Origin of the sequence: Ruegeria jejuensis (assembly GCF_041537905.1) — a bacterium.
Taxonomy (GTDB): domain Bacteria; phylum Pseudomonadota; class Alphaproteobacteria; order Rhodobacterales; family Rhodobacteraceae; genus Ruegeria_C.
Genome location: NZ_JBGRUO010000004.1, coordinates 230,780 through 251,545 on the forward strand (window position 1 = coordinate 230,780; position 20,766 = coordinate 251,545).

General features: G+C 58.9%; 17 protein-coding genes. 12 read left to right on the forward strand and 5 right to left on the reverse strand.

Features of this window, described 5'->3' with window-relative positions; translation table 11 throughout:
- Positions 1 to 65: 65 nt before the first annotated feature.
- Complete coding sequence (locus tag AB1E34_RS07120) at positions 66 to 932, reverse strand: LysR family transcriptional regulator (protein ID WP_372571644.1); 867 nt, start codon at positions 930 to 932, stop codon at positions 66 to 68.
- A gap of 72 nt (positions 933 to 1,004) precedes the next feature.
- On the opposite strand from AB1E34_RS07120, the gene AB1E34_RS07125 reads away from it, so the two are divergent.
- Positions 1,005 to 2,243 carry an MFS transporter gene (locus tag AB1E34_RS07125; protein WP_372571645.1) on the forward strand — a complete coding sequence of 413 codons (1,239 nt, stop codon included), beginning with the start codon at positions 1,005 to 1,007 and terminating at the stop codon, positions 2,241 to 2,243.
- 150 nt (positions 2,244 to 2,393) lie between these two features.
- On the opposite strand, the gene AB1E34_RS07130 is transcribed toward AB1E34_RS07125, so the two are convergent.
- Positions 2,394 to 3,278 carry a LysR substrate-binding domain-containing protein gene (locus tag AB1E34_RS07130; RefSeq protein ID WP_372571646.1) on the reverse strand — a complete coding sequence of 295 codons (885 nt, stop codon included), beginning with the start codon at positions 3,276 to 3,278 and terminating at the stop codon, positions 2,394 to 2,396.
- Positions 3,279 to 3,606: 328 nt separating this feature from the next.
- On the opposite strand from AB1E34_RS07130, the gene AB1E34_RS07135 reads away from it, so the two are divergent.
- Positions 3,607 to 5,430 carry a BCCT family transporter gene (locus AB1E34_RS07135; protein ID WP_372571647.1) on the forward strand — a complete coding sequence of 608 codons (1,824 nt, stop codon included), beginning with the start codon at positions 3,607 to 3,609 and terminating at the stop codon, positions 5,428 to 5,430.
- A gap of 123 nt (positions 5,431 to 5,553) precedes the next feature.
- Here the strand turns inward: AB1E34_RS07135 and gad are convergent, their stop codons facing one another.
- Entirely contained in the window at positions 5,554 to 6,939 is a 1,386-nt protein-coding gene (gene gad, locus AB1E34_RS07140; RefSeq protein WP_372571648.1) for a glutamate decarboxylase, read from the reverse strand.
- The gene (locus AB1E34_RS07145; RefSeq protein WP_372571649.1) at positions 6,936 to 8,363 is read right to left on the reverse strand and encodes an amino acid permease; all 1,428 of its coding nucleotides are present in this window, start codon (positions 8,361 to 8,363) and stop codon (positions 6,936 to 6,938) included. The genes gad and AB1E34_RS07145 overlap by 4 nt, the downstream gene beginning before the upstream one ends.
- 516 nt (positions 8,364 to 8,879) lie before the next feature.
- Between AB1E34_RS07145 and AB1E34_RS07150 the strand changes: the two genes are divergently transcribed.
- The 7 genes from AB1E34_RS07150 (at position 8,880) to AB1E34_RS07180 (ending at position 16,352) form a co-directional block, all read left to right on the forward strand.
- Positions 8,880 to 9,755, forward strand: a complete 876-nt coding sequence (locus AB1E34_RS07150; protein WP_372571650.1) for a formylglycine-generating enzyme family protein — start codon at positions 8,880 to 8,882, stop codon at positions 9,753 to 9,755.
- Entirely contained in the window at positions 9,752 to 10,672 is a 921-nt protein-coding gene (locus AB1E34_RS07155) for a LysR family transcriptional regulator (RefSeq protein ID WP_372571651.1), read from the forward strand. Before AB1E34_RS07150 ends, AB1E34_RS07155 begins: the two co-directional genes overlap by 4 nt.
- Before the next feature lie 125 nt (positions 10,673 to 10,797).
- Complete coding sequence (locus tag AB1E34_RS07160; RefSeq protein ID WP_372571652.1) at positions 10,798 to 12,144, forward strand: ABC transporter substrate-binding protein; 1,347 nt, start codon at positions 10,798 to 10,800, stop codon at positions 12,142 to 12,144.
- A gap of 74 nt (positions 12,145 to 12,218) precedes the next feature.
- A complete protein-coding gene (locus tag AB1E34_RS07165) occupies positions 12,219 to 13,091 on the forward strand; it encodes a carbohydrate ABC transporter permease (protein WP_372571653.1) in 873 nt (290 codons plus the stop codon).
- Entirely contained in the window at positions 13,088 to 13,915 is an 828-nt protein-coding gene (locus tag AB1E34_RS07170; protein WP_372571654.1) for a carbohydrate ABC transporter permease, read from the forward strand. Before AB1E34_RS07165 ends, AB1E34_RS07170 begins: the two co-directional genes overlap by 4 nt.
- Positions 13,912 to 15,435 (forward strand): sulfatase, encoded by a 1,524-nt coding sequence (locus AB1E34_RS07175; protein WP_372571655.1) that lies wholly within the window; start codon positions 13,912 to 13,914, stop codon positions 15,433 to 15,435. The genes AB1E34_RS07170 and AB1E34_RS07175 overlap by 4 nt, the downstream gene beginning before the upstream one ends.
- 17 nt (positions 15,436 to 15,452) lie before the next feature.
- Positions 15,453 to 16,352: a DUF4432 family protein gene (locus AB1E34_RS07180; protein ID WP_372571656.1), complete on the forward strand. Its 900-nt coding sequence runs from the start codon at positions 15,453 to 15,455 to the stop codon at positions 16,350 to 16,352.
- A 4-nt stretch (positions 16,353 to 16,356) separates the two neighbouring features.
- Here AB1E34_RS07180 and AB1E34_RS07185 read toward each other — a convergent pair whose 3' ends face one another.
- Positions 16,357 to 17,274 carry a LysR family transcriptional regulator gene (locus AB1E34_RS07185; protein WP_372571657.1) on the reverse strand — a complete coding sequence of 306 codons (918 nt, stop codon included), beginning with the start codon at positions 17,272 to 17,274 and terminating at the stop codon, positions 16,357 to 16,359.
- 120 nt (positions 17,275 to 17,394) lie between these two features.
- On the opposite strand from AB1E34_RS07185, the gene AB1E34_RS07190 reads away from it, so the two are divergent.
- From AB1E34_RS07190 to AB1E34_RS07200, 3 genes are all read left to right on the forward strand, one after another.
- Positions 17,395 to 18,909, forward strand: a complete 1,515-nt coding sequence (locus AB1E34_RS07190; RefSeq protein WP_372571658.1) for an ABC transporter substrate-binding protein — start codon at positions 17,395 to 17,397, stop codon at positions 18,907 to 18,909.
- Positions 18,910 to 18,971: 62 nt separating this feature from the next.
- Positions 18,972 to 19,898 carry a carbohydrate ABC transporter permease gene (locus AB1E34_RS07195; protein WP_372571659.1) on the forward strand — a complete coding sequence of 309 codons (927 nt, stop codon included), beginning with the start codon at positions 18,972 to 18,974 and terminating at the stop codon, positions 19,896 to 19,898.
- Positions 19,891 to 20,763 (forward strand): carbohydrate ABC transporter permease, encoded by an 873-nt coding sequence (locus AB1E34_RS07200; protein ID WP_372571660.1) that lies wholly within the window; start codon positions 19,891 to 19,893, stop codon positions 20,761 to 20,763. Before AB1E34_RS07195 ends, AB1E34_RS07200 begins: the two co-directional genes overlap by 8 nt.
- The last annotated feature ends 3 nt before the right edge of the window (positions 20,764 to 20,766 follow it).

Here is a 20,766-nt window from a genome sequence, read left to right on the forward strand (position 1 = left end):
GATTTGTCATCGCTGCCCAGTCTTCTGGGACCACTTCAATCTGCCCGAAAGTTCGGCTCGGACGATCAGGTATAGTTAAGTTCTGCCAACAGCGCTTCTGACCCCATTATCGAGCATTGCAGCGCAACCATCTTTGGTCGGTCGACCCAGGGACGAAGGACGACACCGTGATAGTCTAGCGTCCGGGCAACCGATGCGCCGATCAAGCCGATCCCTACCTTGGCTGCTATAAGTGCCAGCTGGGTATGGCTTCGCGCCGCTTCTGCGCCGATCTTCAACTCGCCATATGGCGCAAGGGCGTCCCTTATCGCTGCATGCAGAACAGGACCTTGTGACCTCGGGAACAGTACAAGAGGGTGGTTCGCCAGATCTGCAGAACGGATCGCCTTACGTTCGGCCAATGGGTGTCCTTCATACAGGGCAACCAAGAATTCGTCCTCGCCCAGCGACGCCAGAGAAAGGCCGCGCGCAGCATCAACGGGTGGATGCAAAAGGCCGAGATCAAGTTCTGCTCGCGCCAGCGCTTTGGCCTGCGGGTTCGTAGGTGTCTCGATCAGTTCAGGGGCAGGCCACCCTCGCGCGGAGATGCGCGACAGAAGATCCGGCAGATGTGAATCAAGTGCAGCGGAGACGAAGCCTATTCGCAATGGTTTTGAGTACATTCCCATGCGTTTTATCCGAGCCTCAGCACGGCTTAGCGCGGCAAGAATTGCCTCGGCCTCTTCCAACAATACGCTGCCTTCAGCCGTTAGGGTCATACCGCTCTTGGAGCGCTCAAAAAGCGATACTCCCAACGCGGTCTCCAACTCTCTGATGGTGCGCGACAGGGGCGGTTGGCTCATGTTCAAGGCGGACGCGCCAGCCCTCAATCCACCGGCGTGCGCAACGGCGACGAACTGACGAAGGAGGCGGTGATCGAGGGCATCGGGCATGATTTCATACAGGTATCAATTGGTACTTATGTGATATTATTATGATTTCTTTGTTTGCGCTACACGGGTGGGATGAAAACCGTATCAGCCCCATCTCCCGGCGCGCGCTCGACACTCTTTGCGTGCATCGCTGTCTTTGCACTGGGTCAGTTTCAGCGTGCATCCGGGAGTATATTCGGCCCTGTCCTGTCTGAGAAACTAGGTATTCCAGCGACGGCTTTGGGGGTCCTCGTAGGGGCAATGTTCGCAGCGACGCTCGCGTCTCAGGCCCCGGCTGGCATCGCGCTTGACCGCTTCGGACCACAGCGCGTCATCCTTTGGACTCTCGCGTTGGTGGCCGTTGGTAACGCGCTATTTGCGATCGCGCCTGGATTGGGCAACGCGGCATGGCCAGCATTGCTGGCCGCGCGTGTTCTTATTGGTGTGGGGCTTGCCGCAACCGGAGCAGGCGTCCAGATGATGCTTGCGCAGAACTTGCCATCTGGCGATTACGGATACGCTTCCGGCCTGCTCGTGACACTCGGGGGTGTCGGCGGCCTCGTTGGAACGTGGCCGCTGGCGGTCGCGTTGGAGCGCCTCCCCTGGATCATTGTTTTTGGATTTGGCGCAGTTTTGGCTCTTCTCGTGATGGGGATCGCCGCATGGTTTCTGCAGCCAACCGCGCCCGAAAAGGCAGAGCAGTGCCAGACAAATACGGGGTTCATCGCTTTGCTCAAGGATAGCGAGCTGCGCCGCATACTCTGTCTTGGTGCCGTAACCTATGCGCCCATCGTCACAATCACCGGTCTTTGGGGTGGGCCCTACCTGCACGATGTGCACGGTTTAAGCCCTGAAGAGTCCGGCAAAGCTCTCATGGGATTGTTTGCCACAACAATCGCTGCCGGAGTCGTTTTTGGCCGTATCGACCGCACCGGGCGGGGGCGCGACAAGGTGATTGTGCTTGCGGCAGCGGGTTCGGCCACATGCCTCGCTGTCATGGCACTGATGTCGACACCACCGCTTTTGGGTGCTTTGGCACTTTTGGCAGGCTCAGTATTCCTCCAACAGTTTTATATTCCCTTGGGAGTGCGATTGAGAGATACGGTGCCTGCCTCGGTATTTGGTCGTGCCAACGCATTAAAGATGCTCATTGCGATCGGCGCGATACCGGTCATGCAGACTGCCTTCGGTCTTGTTCTCGACCTAGCGCGTAGTGCCGGTGTAGGCGATGAAAGCGCGTACCGGATCGCATTTGGTTCTATGGCCGCTGCGATAGCTCTGGCGGTTACAAACTACAGCTTCCGGCGGCGGAGCGACGGATGCTCCGGTTGAACATCTCGAGCGCTCTGGACGCCTGCAACTTCGTTCACCGTCTCAAGACCCTCAGCGGTCTCACACCTACAAATACTCCTGCAAAACCGGGGCCTCAGAACCTGAGAGAATCACATTCGATCGAATCCACCAGATGCCGGGACCGAACATCTAGGGATTGCATTGGTGCTCTTCGACAAGCCAGTTCCAGAACGTCTTGGTTGAGGGCGACGCCGCAGAGTAATCGCAGCGTGCGAAGAAACTCCAAGGACACTCGACCGAAATGTCGAAAGGCTCGATCAAAAGCCCTCGTTCAATATAGGGCGCCGCAACAGAGCGTGGCGTCACCGCGCAGCCCAACCGGCTTGTGGCCATCTCCAAGGCGAGGCTGTTAACGTTGGTTTGAACGATGCCCATAATACGGGATGCGTCGTATTGCAGCGCCACCGCAAGCCGTTCCCAAAAGGCGTATCTGGACAAGGCAACCAGCAAGCGGCACTCCAGCAACTGCTCGACCCGGCTGAGCGGCTCCCCTCCGGCATTGTAATCCGGAGCACATACCAGTGAGATCTCTTCCTGCCACAGTTTATGCGCTGACGACTTCGTTTCGTGGGAGTCCTCCATCGTGATGCTGATATCGGACACCAGATCATCATCCTCGGACCAGATGATCCCATGAACTTCCAGTTCGATTTTGGGATGCAATTCGTGAAATCTCGCGATCAGTCCGGGCATCCAGCTTGCTGCCAGAGAGACGGGGCATGAGACAACGACCGTTCGTGCATTGGGTTTACCGACCAGGAGTTCGGTGGCTGCGTTAATTTCTTCGATCGAAGCGCGGATTGACGGCAGATACGCTTTTCCGGCTTCTGTCAGAACGAGTGATCGGGTTGTGCGCACAAAGAGGGTGCGACCCAGAAAGTCTTCCAGGGACCGAACATGGTTGCTCACGGCCGCCTGGGTGCAGTTCAGTTCTTTGGCTGCGTGCGTAAAGCTCTTGTGCCGGGCGGCTGCTTCAAATGATCGAAGAAATGTGAAGTGGGGAAGATACTTCATCTGTAGATAGCTTTCCGGCCTGCCCGTTCGGACGTCGTTTCAATCGGCGTGACTAGTGTACTTGCACTTTTGGTCCCAGCAGGCGACGAAAATATTCCAGCCAAGTGTTCACCGAAATCTTTTTGAGTAACCAACCTTTAACACCCCTAAAGTGCCCCTACCACTGGCTGGCGCGATCACTCCACCTTTACGCATCTGACCAAAAAATCAGAAGCCGATGCAGAGTATCCAAAGCGCATCAGAGCTTAGATGCGGTCCGCGCCGGGTTGTTGTTCAGCTATCCCAACCAGATAGCACATTCAGTCAATTGCTGAGGAGCGCGACATAGATGTCAATAAAACCACCTTTTACCGACCTGGAGATTAAGAAATCCCCAGCTGGATTCTATGAGGGGTATAGTCTTCCTATCGCCTTAATCAGCAAAGGGATTATGGTCGCTGTTGTGCTTTGGGCGCTGGTATGGCCATTGAACGCCAATGAGGTTTTAGGAAGCGCAAAATGGGCGCTGCTGAACGGCTTCAACACGTTTTACATCATTATCGTCGGCGTCTTCTTCTTCTTTCTCGCAGCTGTCGCCATTATTCCGTCAACCGGAAAGCGGATCATGGGGCGCCCTGGTGAGGGAAAGGAGTTTTCTGACTTTTCCTGGTTTTCCATGATGTTCGGAGCTGGCCTGGGCGTGGGCCTTATGGTCTTCGCGACGGCAGAGCCCCTGGGATTATGGGGCTCGAACCCAGTCATCGTCGCGGGCGGCGTTGAGCCCAATAGCGAAGAGGCACTGAAGTCCGGCTACCGGTACGTCTTTGCGCATTACGGCTTCCATGCCTGGGCCATCTATGTGGTGACGGGCCTTTCGCTGGCCTATTATGCCTACACGCGCGACATGCCTCTGACCATTCGCTCTGCTCTAACTCCGCTCTTTGGTTCGGCGATGAACGGTGTACTGGGCCATATCGTCGACGTTCTGGGCGTTATTGCGACGATTCTCGGCGTGTCGGTGACCATTGGTTACGGCGTCAGCCAGTTCATCGACGGTCTCTATGCGATCACCGGCATGGAGTGGATGATGAATATGACCGGTGACGCACCCGCTCCAGGCAAGGTTGGCCTGATCGCTGGTCTGATCGTCATTATGGGCCTGTCCATTTTATCGGCTGTTTCCGGGGTGGGGCGCGGGGTGAAATACCTCTCTAACCTCAATCTGGTCCTGTCGATTATTTTGCTGGCAACCTTCATCATATTCGGTTCCTTCCTCTTCGCGATGAGCACCTATGTGTCGGCCCTCATTGACTACCTCATTCACTTCTTCTCTTTGAGCTTCGCCGCATATGGTCCGGTATCCGAGGGAGAGTTTGCTGCCGCGCTGCCGCAGGCAGCGATGCCGCTGGCCTCCGATCTCTATTCGGGTGCAACAAACGCCTGGGGAGATTTTGAGGGCTTCCGGTCTGGTTTAGAAGGTGCCGCAGCCCAATTGGATGAGGCGACACTGATCGCAGCCTACGAAGCGGGAACCGGTGGACGCCTGTTCAACTGGCAGGCGGGCTGGACGACCTTCTACTGGGCCTGGTGGATCGCCTTCTCTCCGTTTGTGGGCCTCTTCTTGGCGCGCATCTCGCGTGGACGGTCCGTGCGTGAATTCATCCTGGGCTGCGTGATAGCGCCTGCGATGGTCTGCTTTGCCTGGATGACCATTTTGGGCGGCACAGCCATTGACTTGGAGATGACCGGTGGGGCCGATGGCACCATTATCGGTGCGTCCAACACAGCCAAGCTCTTCGTGACACTGGCTCAAATGATCGATGGCACCCTCCTGTCGGCGCTTACCGTGATGTGCGTGGTTCTCATCATGACCTTCCTGGTGACCTCAGCGGACTCGGGGATTCTCGTGATGAACACCATCATGTCAGGAGGTGAGCAGGAAACCGGAGTCAAACACCGCATCATTTGGGGGGTTATCCTCACCGCGGCCATTGGCACCTTGCTGCTTGCTGGCGGCGGCGGGCTTGATGCGCTCGCCAACGCTATGATCATCGGAGCGCTGCCGTTCACCTTGGTGATGGCGCTGATGATGATCGCACTTGCCAAAGCTCTCTACCGAGACGGTCTTCGCGACAAGTTCGACAGCGCGGAAGCCAGTCAGCCTGCCGAGTGACATAGCAAAACTCCCGACATTGGAAACGGCGCCATCAATAGGCGCCGTTTTTCAAATCAGAGATCAGCGGACGTCCATTCCATCAAAGCCGAAACCGGTCTTTGCTATGGGAGGATGCGCGACTCAGACATGCGCGAAGCCGCCCGAATTGTCGTTAGATTGCGCGCTCGAATTCTGCTCCAGCTTCTCTATCACTTTGGTCAAGTCCGCGAGAAGCATTTCTCCCATGTCGTAGCTAAAGCCCTCGCGCACAACGATGCGCAACACATGAATGCTCTCGGCACCCTCTGGCATGGAATATGCAGGCACCTGCCATCCATACGCCCGCAGGTGGTCTGACACGTCATATACGCTGTAATCTTCTGGGTTTTTTACTTTGAACGCAAACACGGGAATTGCACTGCCATCGCTCAGCAACTCAAACGGCCCCATCTGCGCAATTCGGGCTGACAGTTGTTGAGCGATGCTGCCCAGGTTCTCCATAACCTGTTTGTAGCCAGTCCGGCCCAGTCGCAGAAAGTTATAGTACTGGCCCACGATTTGGTTGCCGGGGCGTGAGAAATTCAGCGTGAAGGTGGGCATATCGCCCCCCAGGTAATTGACGTGAAAAATCAGATCTTCCGGAAGCTCTGACTTGTCGCGCCAGACAACCCAGCCAACTCCGGGATAGACCAGCCCGTATTTGTGCCCGGACACGTTAATCGACTTGACCAGCGGTAGCCGGAAGTCCCACTCCAGTTCCGGTTGCAGGAAGGGCGCGACAAATCCACCGCTTGCCGCATCGACATGCAGCGGAACCTCAAAGCCGGTACTGGCATTGGAGGCCACCAGTGCGTCATGCACTTCCTTGATCGGTTCATATTCACCGGTGAAGGTGGTGCCCAGAATCGCAACAATGCCGATCGTGTTCTCGTCGATCTTGGAAATCGTGTCTTCCGGGTCGATCACATAGCGATCGGGCGCCATCGGTACATAGCGCGGCTCAACATCCCAATAACGGCAGAACTTTTCCCAAACCACTTGCACGTTCGTGCCTAGGATCAGGTTCGGCTTGTCTGTCGGTTTGCCTTTGGCCCGCTGGCGCGCGCGCCAGTTCCATTTCATCGCCATACCAGCAAGCATCACGGCCTCGCTCGATCCGATGGCCGATGATCCCGTCGCCTCGCTCGGCGCGTTGAACAGGTTCGCGACGATCTTGATGCAGCGTTCCTCGATCATCGCCGTATTGGGATACTCATCCTTGTCGATCATGTTCTTGTCGAATGTTTCCGACATCAGGCGTTGTGCCTGCGGTTCCATCCAGGTGGTCACGAAGGTGGCGAGGTTCAGACGCGCGTTGCCGTCCAGCATGAGTTCATCATGGATCAGGCGATAAGCGGAATCCGCGTCCATCTCATCTTTGGGCAGCGTGAATTTGGGAATGGGTTCGCGCATGAAGCGTCCCCCATAGGCCGGAGTTAGGACCGACGCAGACTCCGAATGAGACGAGGGGCTTCGTTTTTTGGTCATGTTTCTTCCTTTGTTGTCGCTTGCACAGCCCCCTTGGAAGCCCAACCAGGGCGACGAGCCGCGTAGATTAGGATTGGCGCGGATGAGACGAGGATAACACCAATTGCCATCATCAGCTCGAATGACAGGATGGAAAGCGCTCCGACGGCTGGCGGGATAAACCCGATTGCAAAACAGGCGAGCGCGGCAAGTAACCCGAGTCCGGCTGTAATCCACATTCCGGCGTTGCCGCCTGGGACCCGGTAGGCGCGCTGGACTTCCGGATGTGAGTACCGCAGACGAATGGCCGCCGCATACATCAGCACATACATCAGCGAGTAGATCAGGACCGCGATCGAAGTCAGGATCAGAAAGGCTGTGTTTACATCGTCTACCAGCAAGAACGACATGGCTATCAACGAGATTAATGATGCCTGCACAATCAGAAGATTCGTTGGCACGCCCTTGCCGTTTACCTTTTGCGCCCAGATCGGAAGATAGCCCGCTTGCCCTGCCGCAAGTATTCCTTTGACCGGCCCCACAATCCAGGTGCTGACTTGGCCCGCCGCACCAAGCGCGACAAGCACCGCAGCAACCGGCGTTAGCCACACAAGGCCAAAATGCTCGAAAAACGCGGAAAAGGCCTGCATTGCACCGTTGATCTGGTCTATCGAAGCCACCGGCAATATCGCCGCGACGGCAAGGCCACCCAGCAATGTCAGCACAAACCCGATGATTGCTGCACTGAATACCGCCAACGGATAGGTGCGGTGGACGTTTTTGACCTCACGGGCGTGGCTCGCTGAAACTTCGACCCCCACAAATCCGAAGATAAAACTGAGGAAGAGAGTCAAGTTGCCGGTTTCGCCGATCGATGGCACCCAGTTTTCGGCGGTAAGTGCTGTGTCAATTTGCAACGGGTTTCCTGCACGAGCATATGCAAGACCCAAGATAATCAGAATGACTGTAGGCAATAAAACACCAATGGACACAGCAACGCTGCTGATCATGCCGGAACTTTTCGAACCGCGAAAATTTGCCAGCGTGGCGCCCCAATAGACAACGAGGATAACCGTAACGATGAAGTACTTGCTTGATCCCAGTGTGGGATCAAGCGCGTAGGCAAGCGATGCGGCGACATACGCGACAATAGATGTAATGCCAAAGATGCTTTGGGCCCATTGCAACCACACTGCCAGGAATCCCATACGAGGTCCAAAGGCAGCCTCAACCCAATGGAAGACGCCATTTTTCGGCCAACCCGTCGCAAGCTCGGCCGAAACAAGTGCGACCGGGATAAGATAGACAACAATTGTGATGGCGTTGAAGGCGACCATTTTCATGCCGGTCTGTGCCATCATCGGCATATTGCGTAACGTCAGAAACAAGGCGGCAGTGATCAACGTCAAAGTGATGACACCAATCTGGTGTGTGGTCTCAGTCAACGAAAGTGCCCTACCTAGTCAGGCTCTGGTTTGCCCAAGTTCAGATTCAATAGGTCGTTCATGTATTCCGACGTCCTCAACTAAACATGTTTCCTATCTAACAAAAACACAACATTTTCGGCCCGTTGGTGGTTTTTTGCGGGGTTCGGACGCTAACAGACCGTTGGACTGCGCCGAGGTAATCTGCGTGTATCCGCCCGGCATCGCCTCTGACCCGGGCGTGAAAACCCTATCGGAGTCGAGTCTTGTCCGACCCTGGGTGAGTTGACCTTTGGCATGACCAACGGTCATTCACCTGCCGACTCCGAGAGCGTCATACGTCAAAACATGCAACACAGCCCGAGGGTTGCTCCGGCACAAGGTTCGGCCTTAAACTGCCTTGTCAGGCTCGCTGGGCAGGCCTGAGTTTACAAGCCACATAGTCTGGAAAGTTGTCGAGATTTGATCATCCCCAGTGCTCGAAAATCAGAATGTTGTTCTCCTCGAACGGAGCGTCGGCTTCACACCGCGGTGCCGATGGCTTTCGCAAAAAAAGGTTCGCCGCGTTTGGAAGGCACCGCGGAAATTCCGGGTGGGCGGCCGATTGTGGGCACCAGTCGGCCCATCATTCCCGATGATGGCGAAGAACTGCGCAAGGCGGGCGTTCTTAAGCCCTATCGCGTTGGGGTGACGACGGTCACCAACGCGCAGTTTCAGACCTTTGTCGATGACACCGGCTATGTCACCGAGGCAGAGAATATCGGCTGGTCCTTTGTGTTTTGGCTGAACGTGCCGCGCGGCGTCGCGGACCCTTTGGGGGTGGACGGGATCGAATGGTGGCGCCGGGTCGACGGCGCGAATTGGCGCGACATCAACGGGCCGGGATCGGAAGAAGCCGCCTGGCATCCCGATCATCCTGTTGTGCAGGTATCCTGGAATGACGCCCGTACCTATGCCGCCTGGGCGGAGGGACGTCTGCCGAGCGAAGCTGAATGGGAACACGCCGCGCGCGGAGGTCTGGGGGATGTGCCCTATCCCTGGGGCAGCGCTGAGCCCGATGACACCAGCTATTACCCCTGCAACATTTGGCAGGGGAGGTTTCCGCATCAGAACACGGCTGCGGATGGCTATCTGACAACAGCACCGGCCCGGTCGTTCGATCCCAACGGCTACGGGATGTTCAATATGGTCGGTAATGTCTGGGAATGGACAGCGGACCCGTTTCGCATTCCTTCGCTGAAGAAGGCTGTGCGCGAACGGCTGAAGACCATGAAGGGATACCGCGTTCTCAAAGGCGGGTCCTTCCTGTGCCATTCCACCTATTGCTGGCGCTACCGGATTGCCGCGCGGTCGGGGAATTCGCCCGACAGCGCCACGACCCATCAGGGCTTTCGCGTGGCGTTCGACATATGACAGCGAAACCCGCCGTTGATCTGAGGCTGCTGGCCTATTTCCACAAGACCGCTGAGATCGGCAACATCACCAGCGCGGCGGCAGCGCTCAATGTCGCGCAACCCACGCTGTCGAAAGCGATCCAGCAACTGGAACGGCAACTGGCTGCCACGCTCTTTCAACGTTCGCCGACCGGCGTGGTGTTGACGCGAGAGGGCGAGCAGTTGCTAAGGCACACAAGGCTGGTTCTGGCGCAGGTCTCTGACGCGGTCGAAGAGATCGAGGCGCTGCGCAGCGGCACGGCAGGCCGCGTGCGCATCGGGGCGGGGCCGTCCTGGGTGCGGCGCATCCTGCCGGATGTGGTCGCCGAGGCGTTGCGAGCGCGGCCGGGGTTGCAGGTGTCGATTTCCAGCGGTTTCGACGAGCGGATGCTGGAGGCACTGGAAAACGGTGAGCTGGACTATGTGGTGGCCGAAGAACCGCAGAACAGGCGCAGGGTGTTCGGTTTCGAGGAACTGACCGAGGACGAACTGGTTGTGTGCGCGCGCGCGGGACACCCGCTGGTCGGGCAACGTGACGTTCCGACCGAGACGGTGCTGGCGATGGCCTGGGCGCTGCCGCCGCAGCATGTGCTGGCGCGGCGGAAACTGGATGGTCAGACAAGCTTTCGTGGACATGCTTTGCCTGAGCCACAGGTCACATCGACTTCGTTGAGTTTTTTGCTGCAATTCGTGGCTGGCTCGGACGCGCTGATCTACACGACGCGGTCGCTGCTGGGGACTGCGGAAGGCAGCGGACTTGTCGAGATCGACGTGCCAGAGCTGGTGTCGACCCGAACGGCGGGGCTGATCTATCGCAAACCCCGCTTGCTGACGGCAGCCGCAGAGTTCGTTGCACAGCGGTTGAAGGCGCGCTGCGCGGTTGAGAAAGTGAATTGACCATAGCTAGCAGCTATGGAGAGGCGAATATTCATCATTATGAGAATGAGTGACTTTGTGACAGCCTGATTGGATCTCGGCCTGCTCCGTACTCTGGCGGCGGGCTGCTGAATGGGAGGATAAGAATGCTGTCACGTACCACTGCAAGACTTGCTGGCCTCACCGGCCTTGTTTCGGGTGCAGCCATGGCGCTGTCGCTGACGGCGGCGCAGGCGGCGGATCAGGTGCCGATCACCATCGTGATCAACCAATCGCCCTGGTTCCCCGGTTTTCAATCAGTTGTCGAACTTTACGAGGAAACCACCGGCAACACGATCGAACTGGACGTCAACCCGTTTGCCGGCAGCCTTGAGAAACAGCGCACGGCGGTGCGGACCGATGAAAGCCCTTACGATCTGCTGATCATGAATGCGGGTTTCTTTGTCGAGTTCTACAAGGGCGGCTTCATGCAACCCCTGACCGAGATCGACCCCGGTTTTGCGCTGAGTGATGACATCTACAGGTTCGATGACAGCGTGTGCTGGGATGCAGGTGCCGAGCGAGTGACCTGTGATGGCGCGGGCGCGCTGATGGCGGTGCCGGTGAACCCCAACATCCTGATCCTGCATTATCGCGCCGATCTGTATGACGAGAACGGGCTTGAGGTTCCGCAGACCTGGGCCGAGCTGATGGCAAACGCGCAGGCGCTCAACGATCAACCCGCCCGCTATGGCATCTCGCAGCGCGGTCAGCGCGGGGCGTTTGACGTCACCTATGACGTCTTTCCCTATATCTGGTCCCATGGCGGCGGCATTTTCCGCAATCAGAAAGAGGGCGATTTCACCATCACCATCAACAGCCCCGAAACGCTGGCGGGGATGCAGACCTATATGAGCCTCGCCTCCAATGTGGGGCATCCCTCGACCGCAGGTCAGACACAGGCCAATGTGATCCAGAACATGGCGACCGGCAAGGCCGGGCATATCATGTCAGTGCTTGCACCGGGCCTCTTTGATGATCCGAACCAGTCTGCCGTGGTGGGCAAGGTCAACTACGCCGCCACTCCTGCCGGTGAGGGGTTCGCGGCGGCCACGCCGTTGGGTCACTGGCTGGCAGGGGTTCCCAAGAACACCGATGAAGAGCGCAAGAAAGCCGCACTGGCCTTCCTTTCATGGTTCCAGTCAGATGAGGCGCAAGAGGCCTATGCGCGAGCTGGCTCCGCCCCTGTCAGCCGCGCGGTGCTGGAAGGGCCAATGTCCGAGACCGAGGAATTCCGCTGGATGAAGGCGTTGGCCGATGCGATCCCGACCGCCGGCCTGACCTTCCTTATCCCGGAAGCCAGCCAGATCGTGGCGGTTACGGAACTGCGCCTCAACGAGGCTATTGGCGGGCAGATGCCGCTGAACGAGGCGCTGAACACCGCTGCCGAGGAAATCCACCAGATCATGACCGAGGCGGGCTATGAGGCGCCCAAGCTCGACGATCTGCCCTAAGCTTCTCCCTGGTCGTCCGGCCCCGCTGGGCGGCCATCTTTCATGCCTTGATCCCGCATTCAGGAGGTGACGACATGTCGTCAGACAGGTTCTGGCGCTACGCCACGCTTGCCCCGGCGATTGCCCTGTTCATTTGTCTTACCATCCTGCCGCTGGCCAATCTCGGCGCGCTGAGCTTTCACAAGGTGGAATGGCTGGACCGGGTCGCGGTTTGGGAATGGGTGGGGCTGAAGAACTATGCCAAGCTGGGTAGCGACACGCTGTTTCGCGCGGGCATCCTGAACACCATCATCTTTTCGATCGTCGCTGTTGCGTTCCAGATGATCCTCGGATTCTGGCTGGCGCTGCTCTGTACCCGGATCAAGCGGTTGCGGCAGTTCTACCGCACGGTCTTCATCCTGCCAATCCTGGTGCCCGGCATCATCATCGGCGCGATCTGGAAGCTGATGTATTCCTACGATTTCGGAGTTATCAACCAGTTGATTGCCCTTTTTGGCATCGCGCCGGTGGACTGGTTGGGCAATCCCGATCTGGCGCTTTTGTCGGTGATCATCGTCGATGTCTGGCACTGGACGCCGTTCTGCTTCCTGCTGATGCTGGCCAGTTTGGAAAGCCTGCCCACCGATGTGCAGGAGGCGGCGCGGATCGATGGCGCGAACAACTGGCAGGTGCTGCGCTATATCATTCTACCCCTGATGCTGCCCGCGATCATCGTCACCTTCGTCTTTCGCATGATCCTGGCATTCAAGGTTTTTGACGAAATCTACCTGCTAACCGGGGGCGGGCCGGGCACCGCGACCGAGGTCATCAGCTTCACCATCTATCGCCGCTTCTTCACCGAGGACCAAAGCGGCTATGGCGCGGCGATGTCGCTGGCCACTATCGCGGTGGTGGCGCTGCTGATCGTGCTGGCCATGCGGCTGAGCAACCGGAGGGAGGCGGAATGATCGAGCAACGCGCCCCGGCGCTGTTCCGCCACGCCCTGCTGATGGGGTTTGTGGTTATCGTGCTGTTCCCGTTTGTCTGGATCGTCACCGCCAGTTTCAAGACCCAGATCACGCTGTTGATGGGGCAGGTCTGGTTCACGCCGACATGGTTCAACTTCGATGCGGTTATCAGCGGCAAGACTTCGGATTTCCTGACCAATTTCAAGAACTCGATGATCGTGGCCTCGGCCTCGACCACCATCGTGCTGGTTGTCGCTACGCTGGCGGCATTTTCGCTCTATCGGCTGGTCTGGGCGCCATGGGTGCTGCGCGGCGTGCTGGCCTGGTCGGTGATCTTTCACATGATCCCGCCGATCACGCTGGCGGGCGCATGGTACACCATGTTCCGAGGGCTTGGGCTGGACAACACCTATGCCGGGCTGATCCTGGCCCATACCACCATCAACCTGCCGATGGGGCTGTGGATGATGGGTGTCTTTATCCGCGATGTCCCTCGCGAGTTGGTCGAGGCCGCGCGCATCGACAACGCGAACACGCCCAAGCTCTTGTGGTATATCGTCGTGCCCCTCGTGCGGCCGGGTCTAGCCGCCACCGGCATCCTCTGCTTCATCTTCAGCTGGAACGAGTTTCCCGTGGCCCTCACGCTCAGCCAGCGTCAGACCGCAACGGTGCCCTTGGGCATCGGAAAATACGCCCAGGAAAACACTATCGCCTTCACCGAAATGGCCGCTGCATCGACCCTGTCGATCCTGCCCGCCTTTGTCCTGCTGCTGATCGCGCAACGCTTCATCGTCAGCGGTCTTACGTCCGGAGCCATCAAATGAAAACCGTCTTCCTGCTGTTCGATAGCCTCAACCGGCACATGCTGGGACCCTATGGCGGTACCGAGGTCCCGACGCCCAATTTCGACCGGCTGGCCGCGCGCAGCGCGACCTTTGACCAGCATTATGTGGGCTCAATGCCCTGCATGCCCGCCCGGCGGGATATCCTGACCGGGCGGATGAGCTTCCTGCATCGCAGCTGGGGACCGATTGAGCCCTTCGACAACACCTTCACCGAAATGCTGGCCGAGCAGAAAGGTGTCTATAGCCATCTGGCGACCGACCATTTTCACTATTGGGAGGATGGCGGTGCCACCTATCACAACCGCTATTCCGGCTATGATCTTGTGCGCGGGCAGGAGGGCGACCGATGGACCGGCGTGGTTGATCCGGACTGGGATGACCTGAGCCAGAGGTTTCATCAGAGCCAATTTGCGACCAACCGTCACTACAAGCTGGCCAATATGCTCAACCGCGAGCGCATTCGCGAGGAAGAGGATTTCCCCTCGGCGCAGACGGTGGAATGCGGGCTGGACTTCATGCGGCGCAATGCGCAGGCCGATGACTGGTTTCTGCAGATCGAGTGCTTCGACCCACATGAGCCGTTTCAGGCCCCCGAGCGGTTCCGCGCACAGTTTCCCACCAAGTGGGACGGCCCGATCCTCGACTGGCCCCGCTATGGCCGGGTCGATGATCTGCCAGAGGAATGTGATGAGCTGCGCGCGAATTACTATGCCAGCATGGCTCATTGCGACGCGCTGCTGGGGCGGGTTCTGGACCATTTCGACCGTGAGGGGCTTTGGGAAAGCACCGCATTGGTGGTCACGACCGATCATGGCTTCCTGCTCGGGGAGCATGATTTCTGGGGCAAGAACCGGATGAACCTCTATAACGAGATCGCCCAGATTCCGCTATTCCTGCATGACCCGCGCAGCCCCAGACCGGGCCAGCGGATCAGGGCGCTGACTCAGACGCCCGACCTTTGCGCGACCTTCCTTGATCTGCATGGCGGCGAACAGGCGCCAGAGATGCGCAGCCGCTCGCTGATCCCGATGTTGGATGGCGCGCCGGGGCATGAGGCGGTGATCTACGGGTTTTTCGGGGGTGCAGTGAATGTGACGGACGGCCAATACACTTACTTCCGTTTCCCTGCCGACGTGATCAGGCAGGAGATTTATCAATATACGCTGATGCCCACGCATATCTTCGATTTCTTCTTGGGCGATGAGCTGCGCGCGGCGACCCTGTCACCGCCCCTGTCTTTCACCAGGGGACAGCCCGTGCTGAAGGTGCCGGTGCATGAAAAATCCGCGATGTATAAGCCCTATGGGCCGGGGGCGATCATCGAAAGCGATACCCGGCTCTATGACCTGAGGGCGGACCCGCAGCAGGCAGAGCCGATCCGCCAACCGCAGGTCGAGGCACGGATGCAGGCGCATATGTTGGACGCTATGGCGTCGCTTGATGCCCCGCCGGAAGCCTATCGGCGGTTGGAACTGGCCGACCCGGTGCTTGCCGAGTGATGTTCGACCCAGCAGCCATGGCGACCCCACGCCAGCTTGCCTCGGTTCGGCGGATCGCGCTGGATGACGGGCCTGAGCGCGGTACGCGGGCGCTTGTCTTTTCCACCGGTGGCGGGCTGGATTTCTGGGTGCTGTCGGATCGGAGCCTGGATATCGGGCCGCTTTGGCTCGGCGGCATGCCAGTGGCGTGGCAGCACCCTGCGGGGTTTATGGCGCCGGGGCTGCATGATGCGGACGCCTTTGGCGGAACCGGTCTGTCGGCAGCGCTGAGCGGGTTTCTGGTGACCTGTGGGTTCGACAATATCCGGCGCGCACGCGGCGGCCTGCCTATGCATGGCACCTTGCCCCTGACCCCCGCGCGTCTGATCGCTGCGGGCGAAGAGTGGGATACCGGGGTGCTTTATGTTGAGGGGGAGGTGACAAAGGCCCGGCTAAACGGTGCCTGCCTGACTCTGACACGTCGGGTCGAAGCGCCGGTTGGCGGTCGCACGCTGCGCTTGATCGACCGGGTGCGCAATATCGGGCCAGAGCCCGCGCCGCTTTATGCGCTCTATCACCTGAATTTCGGCTATCCCGCGCTTGGACCGGGGCTGAGCCTGAAGGTGAACGGGGAAGAGCACACGCCAACCGTAGAAACCGGCCCGGCGGAGTGCCTGGAAATAGCAGCGGATGGTCGGTCGATCACCGTGGTGAACCGCCCGGCCTTTGACGACTGGCCCGCGTTTCGCGCCGAGATTGAGGCAGATGCGGACAGCCTTGGGTATCTGCAACTCTGGTCCGACCTGCGCGCGCGCAGGAACATCCTGTCGGTCGAGCCGTGCAATTGCGCCCGCAACGCGGATGGAACCAGCGCTGCCGCGCCCGTTCTGGCACCCGGAGAAGTCTGGGACGCGCAATTGACCATCCGGTTCGACTAGACGCCTACCGTTCCATTTTCAGCGCGTCGACCTGTTGCATTGCCTTGTCCAGCAGTGTGCCAAAAGCCTTGTTCTGTTGCAGGCTGCGGCGATAGATCGGGCCGGAATCAAAGGCGATCTCGTCCAGATCGGTTTCGATGATCCCCAGATCGCCGCGCCCGTCGGATTTGAGGAAACTGCTGGGCAGGAGCGCCAGGTAGTCGCCATGGCGCAGCAAATCCAACGCGGTCATCATCGAGTCGCAATTGATGCTGGCATAGGGGCGCGATCCTGTGGCCGCGCGGATCGCTTCGCCAATGGTCGAAAGATAGGCCAGCTCGCTCTGGAACGAGACCCAGTGATAGCGCGACAGGTCCTCGGCCCGGACCGGCGATTGCTGCAGGATCGGGTGATCCTTGCGGGCGACGACCTTGAGCCGCGCTTTGAAAAGCGGGGTCCGTATCAGGTAGGATGGCAGGGGTTCGACATGCTGGAACCCTCCAAAAAACGCATCAAGCTGACCGCTTTGCAGGGCTTCGACCGCCTCGGGATAGTTCATCGACTGCAGCGAGATCGAAAACAGCGGATAGGTCTCATGCATTTGCGCGATACTAGGCGGCAGCAGCTTGGTCATCCAGACCGACGCGGCACCGATGCGGATTTGCCCGCGCTCTCCTTCCCGCAGTGCGGCCAGTTCCGCCTCGGCCAATTGATGTTCACGCAGCAGGTGGCGCGCCTGCGACAAAAGCTGATCACCCAGCGGGGTCAGGGACAGCCCCCGCCCGCGCCGTTCGAACAGGGCACCGCCGACCGCTTCTTCCAGCAGTTTTAGGCTGCGCGTCAACGCGGGTTGGGTCACGTTCAGGGTGTCGGCCGCACGCCGGAGCGTGCCGTTTTCAACGACGCTGACGAACCGCTGCAGAAGAAGTGTGTTTTCCAGCATATTGATAACAGATCGTTATCGAAATTAAAAAACTTTCAAGCTTTTTTGCAGTTGGCGCGCCTATAAACTGCCCGTGAATCAAACCGCGCCGGTGTGAGCGGGGTGAAATGGGAGGAAAATATGCGTAAAGTCACTCGGGCCCGCCTAGGCCGTCGCGAGTTCCTTATGGGGTCTGCTGCGGGCGCGGCGATGCTGTCACTGAAAGGTACAGCGGGGTTGGCGCAGACGGTGCAGCCGCCGATCAATTCCATTCCGAAGGGCGCAACGTTCCGTTGGGTGGATAGCGGCGACCAGAAGGCGGTGTTCTTCAAGAAGTTCTTTGCCGATTACGCGGCAGATCGCGGTATTGAGGTCATCTATGATCCCCTGCCCTGGAACGAGATTGCCAAGGTCGTACCGCTGGGCGTGCGCAATGGCACTGCCCATGATGTCTTTGTTACGCCGCGCAATGTCAGTCTTGCCGACGCGGTGGCGCAGGGTTGGGTGCAGCCCTATGATGAATTCATTCCCAACATTGAAGAGTGGAAGGCCAATTTCCCGGCAGGTGCGTTCCTGCCCGGCATCAACGAGTTTGAGGGCAAGACCTATGGCCTGCCTTTCACCTCGAACAAGCGCTACGGCACACATCTGCTTTATAACAAACAATACGTGGCCGATGCCGGGTTCGATCCCGAAGCCAAACCGCTGACGCAGTCTGAATTCCGCGAGGCGGCGCGCAAGATCACCGAAGCGGGACAAGGGCGGTATTTCGGCTTTATCCTTGGTGGCTCTCAGTTGAACCGTTGGGCGCAGAGTGTGCGCAACCTGGCGCGGATGGCGGGTGCGAGCGCCGGAGGCGACTCGGTTCTGGATGCAGATATCGACCTGCGCACGGGCGAGTATGTCTTCGACAGCGATGCCTATATCGCCGCTATCGAGCTGCTGATCGCCATGCGCGACGATGGCAGTTTCTTCCCCGGACTGATGAACCTGAACGCACCGCAGGCGCGGGCCTATATGCCGCAAGGCGCGGCAGGCATGATCCTGCAGGGTCCGTGGAATATCCCAAGCTGGGAAGGCCAGAACCCCGATTTCGATTTTGGCGTTTCCTCCGGCCCGGTGCCGGATAGTGGACCGGTGGGCAAGCTGACGATCTCGCAAGGCGGTGCCGCGCCCAACACGATCAGCCTGTTCTCTGGGTCCGAGAATGGCGCGATTGCGGGCGATATCTTTCACTATCTCGGAACGCTTGAGGGCCAGACCGCCTGGGCCAACATCGTGGGCGCGGGCGACCCGCCGATCATGCCCGAAGCGGTGGCGCAGGCGGATATGTCGCCGCGGTCCAAGCAGATACTGGAACTGTTCAACGACCAGATCCGCGTCGGGCCCAACCCGATCGTGCGCAATGGCGATCTGGCCAAGGTCATCGGCACCTTCGTGGCGCCCGATGTCAATTTCGCGCGCACCGTGCAGGGGCTGGTCGCCGGTGAGTTGACTGATGTGCCGGGCGAGATGAAGAAGCTGAGCGACAATTACAACGCATCGCTGGACGCGGCCTTTGCGGCGGCAACTGCCGAGGGGGCCAAGGTGGATCGGGCTGATCTGGTCTTTACCAACTGGAACCCGGATGTTGATTTCGCCGCGTCGGATTACTGACAGGCCACTCACCTGATGCGGCCCCAATTGCCGGGGCCGCATCAGCCATCGGGACCCCCTAAATGCAGCTAAGCCAGACGCTTTATCGCTATCGCTACCAGTATTTGATGCTGGTGCCCGGCCTGATCCTGGCCGGAATGTTCGTGTTCTATCCGATCTTTGCGGCGGTCTATTATGCCATGCATGACTGGTCGGGCTTCAACGCCGATATGGTTTTTGTCGGCCTTGGCAATTTTGCGACGCTGTTCAGCGATCCGATCTTCTGGGATGCGTTCGGGCGGTCGCTGCTGTTTCTGGTGGGTACGGTGCCTGCGCAGCTGGTCCTGTCGCTCATCCTGGCCGTGATCCTGAACAACCAGTTGCTGAAACTGTCGACCACTTTCCGCACCATGATCTTTCTGCCGGTCGTTACGCCCGTTGCGGTGATCGGCATCATCTGGACCTTTCTGCTGAGTCCGTTCAACGGGCCAATTAACGGGTTGCTGCTCAATATCGGGCTGATCACGCGCCCGATTGATTTTCTGGGATCGTCCGACACGGTGATGCCCTCCGTCATCGGGGTCTACGTCTGGAAATGGCTGGGCATCACGCTGATCTACTGGCTGGCTGCGCTGCAGACGGTGCCCAGCGATGTCTATGACGCGGCCAAGCTCGACAATTGCAAGGGCGGACGCCTGATCTGGCATGTGATTTTGCCGATCATCCTGCCCTTTGCGGTGGCGATCTTGCTGATCTCATCGGTGGCAGCGCTGAACGTGTTTCCGCTGATCATGTCGATGACCAATGGCGGGCCTTTCTTCGGCTCGGAAGTGATGGAGATTTTCATCTACCGCACTGCGTTCGCGACCGAGGATGGCTCGATCCCGCGTCTGGGCTATGCGGCGGCGGCAGGCGTGTTCTTTGGCGTCATCATGCTGGCGCTGACCATCCTGCAATCGCTGGCCACGCGGCGTGCGCGCCGCAGCACGCAGGAGGCCGGGCATGAGTGATGCCGCGCTCGATTTGCCGCGCCAAAAGCGCCTGACAGGCCGCCGACCGGATGCGCGGATTTTCGTCACCTCGGTGCTGCTGGCTGCGTTCTGCGTGGTCTGGATCTATCCCTTTGTCTGGATGATTTCGACCTCACTGAAATCCAATGCCGAGATGTTCGGCAACCCGGGCCTGATCCCACAGAGCTTTGCGTGGGAGAACTACTCCCGCGCCTGGGTTGAGGCCAACATGGGCCGCTACTTCCTGAACACGCTGATCGTGACGGTGGGCTCTGTGGTGATCGTGACTTTCTGCACCGCGCTGACCGGTTACGTGCTGGGGCGCTATCGCTTTCCGGGCCGCAACGCGATCCTGCTGGCGTTTGTCTGCACCGTGTTCATCCCGCAGGGCTTTACCATCATTCCCGTGTTCGAGCTGCTCAGCGCGCTTGGCCTGTCAACCAATCTGCTGGGGCTGACGCTGGCCACCTCGGGACATGCCATGGTGGTATTTGTGGTGCTGTTTGCGGGCTATTTCAGCCAGCTTCCGAAAGAGCTGGAAGAGGCCGCGCAGGTCGAGGGCGTCACCTTTCTGCAGATCTTCTGGTACATCATGCTGCCCTTAGCGCGCCCGATGGTGGTGACGGTGGTCATCATGCAGGTGCTACACGCATGGAATGATTTCCTGCTGCCGCTGGTCATCACGCTGGCCAATCCCGCGATCCGGACGCTGTCGGTGGGCATCTATGCCTTCAAGGGCGAGCAGTTCATCGACTGGACCGGCATGGCGGCGGCAGCGACGATTTCCATCGTGCCGGTGGTGGTGCTGTTCATCGCCTTGCAACGGTATTTCATCAATGGTCTCGCCGGTGCGGTGAAAGGGTAAGTC

Bases quoted from the DNA above. Each gene is read 5' to 3' on its own strand.
- AB1E34_RS07160 (WP_372571652.1), top strand. From the start codon at position 10,798: ATGCTGTCACGTACCACTGCAAGACTTGCTGGCCTCACCGGCCTTGTT.
- AB1E34_RS07120 (WP_372571644.1), bottom strand. From the start codon at position 932: ATGCCCGATGCCCTCGATCACCGCCTCCTTCGTCAGTTCGTCGCCGTT.
- AB1E34_RS07200 (WP_372571660.1), top strand. From the start codon at position 19,891: ATGAGTGATGCCGCGCTCGATTTGCCGCGCCAAAAGCGCCTGACAGGC.
- AB1E34_RS07180 (WP_372571656.1), top strand. From the start codon at position 15,453: ATGGCGACCCCACGCCAGCTTGCCTCGGTTCGGCGGATCGCGCTGGAT.
- AB1E34_RS07175 (WP_372571655.1), top strand. From the start codon at position 13,912: ATGAAAACCGTCTTCCTGCTGTTCGATAGCCTCAACCGGCACATGCTG.
- AB1E34_RS07125 (WP_372571645.1), top strand. From the start codon at position 1,005: ATGAAAACCGTATCAGCCCCATCTCCCGGCGCGCGCTCGACACTCTTT.
- AB1E34_RS07135 (WP_372571647.1), top strand. From the start codon at position 3,607: ATGTCAATAAAACCACCTTTTACCGACCTGGAGATTAAGAAATCCCCA.
- gad (WP_372571648.1), bottom strand. From the start codon at position 6,939: ATGACCAAAAAACGAAGCCCCTCGTCTCATTCGGAGTCTGCGTCGGTC.
- AB1E34_RS07150 (WP_372571650.1), top strand. From the start codon at position 8,880: ATGGCTTTCGCAAAAAAAGGTTCGCCGCGTTTGGAAGGCACCGCGGAA.
- AB1E34_RS07170 (WP_372571654.1), top strand. From the start codon at position 13,088: ATGATCGAGCAACGCGCCCCGGCGCTGTTCCGCCACGCCCTGCTGATG.
- AB1E34_RS07165 (WP_372571653.1), top strand. From the start codon at position 12,219: ATGTCGTCAGACAGGTTCTGGCGCTACGCCACGCTTGCCCCGGCGATT.
- AB1E34_RS07190 (WP_372571658.1), top strand. From the start codon at position 17,395: ATGCGTAAAGTCACTCGGGCCCGCCTAGGCCGTCGCGAGTTCCTTATG.
- AB1E34_RS07130 (WP_372571646.1), bottom strand. From the start codon at position 3,278: ATGAAGTATCTTCCCCACTTCACATTTCTTCGATCATTTGAAGCAGCC.
- AB1E34_RS07155 (WP_372571651.1), top strand. From the start codon at position 9,752: ATGACAGCGAAACCCGCCGTTGATCTGAGGCTGCTGGCCTATTTCCAC.
- AB1E34_RS07195 (WP_372571659.1), top strand. From the start codon at position 18,972: ATGCAGCTAAGCCAGACGCTTTATCGCTATCGCTACCAGTATTTGATG.
- AB1E34_RS07185 (WP_372571657.1), bottom strand. From the start codon at position 17,274: ATGCTGGAAAACACACTTCTTCTGCAGCGGTTCGTCAGCGTCGTTGAA.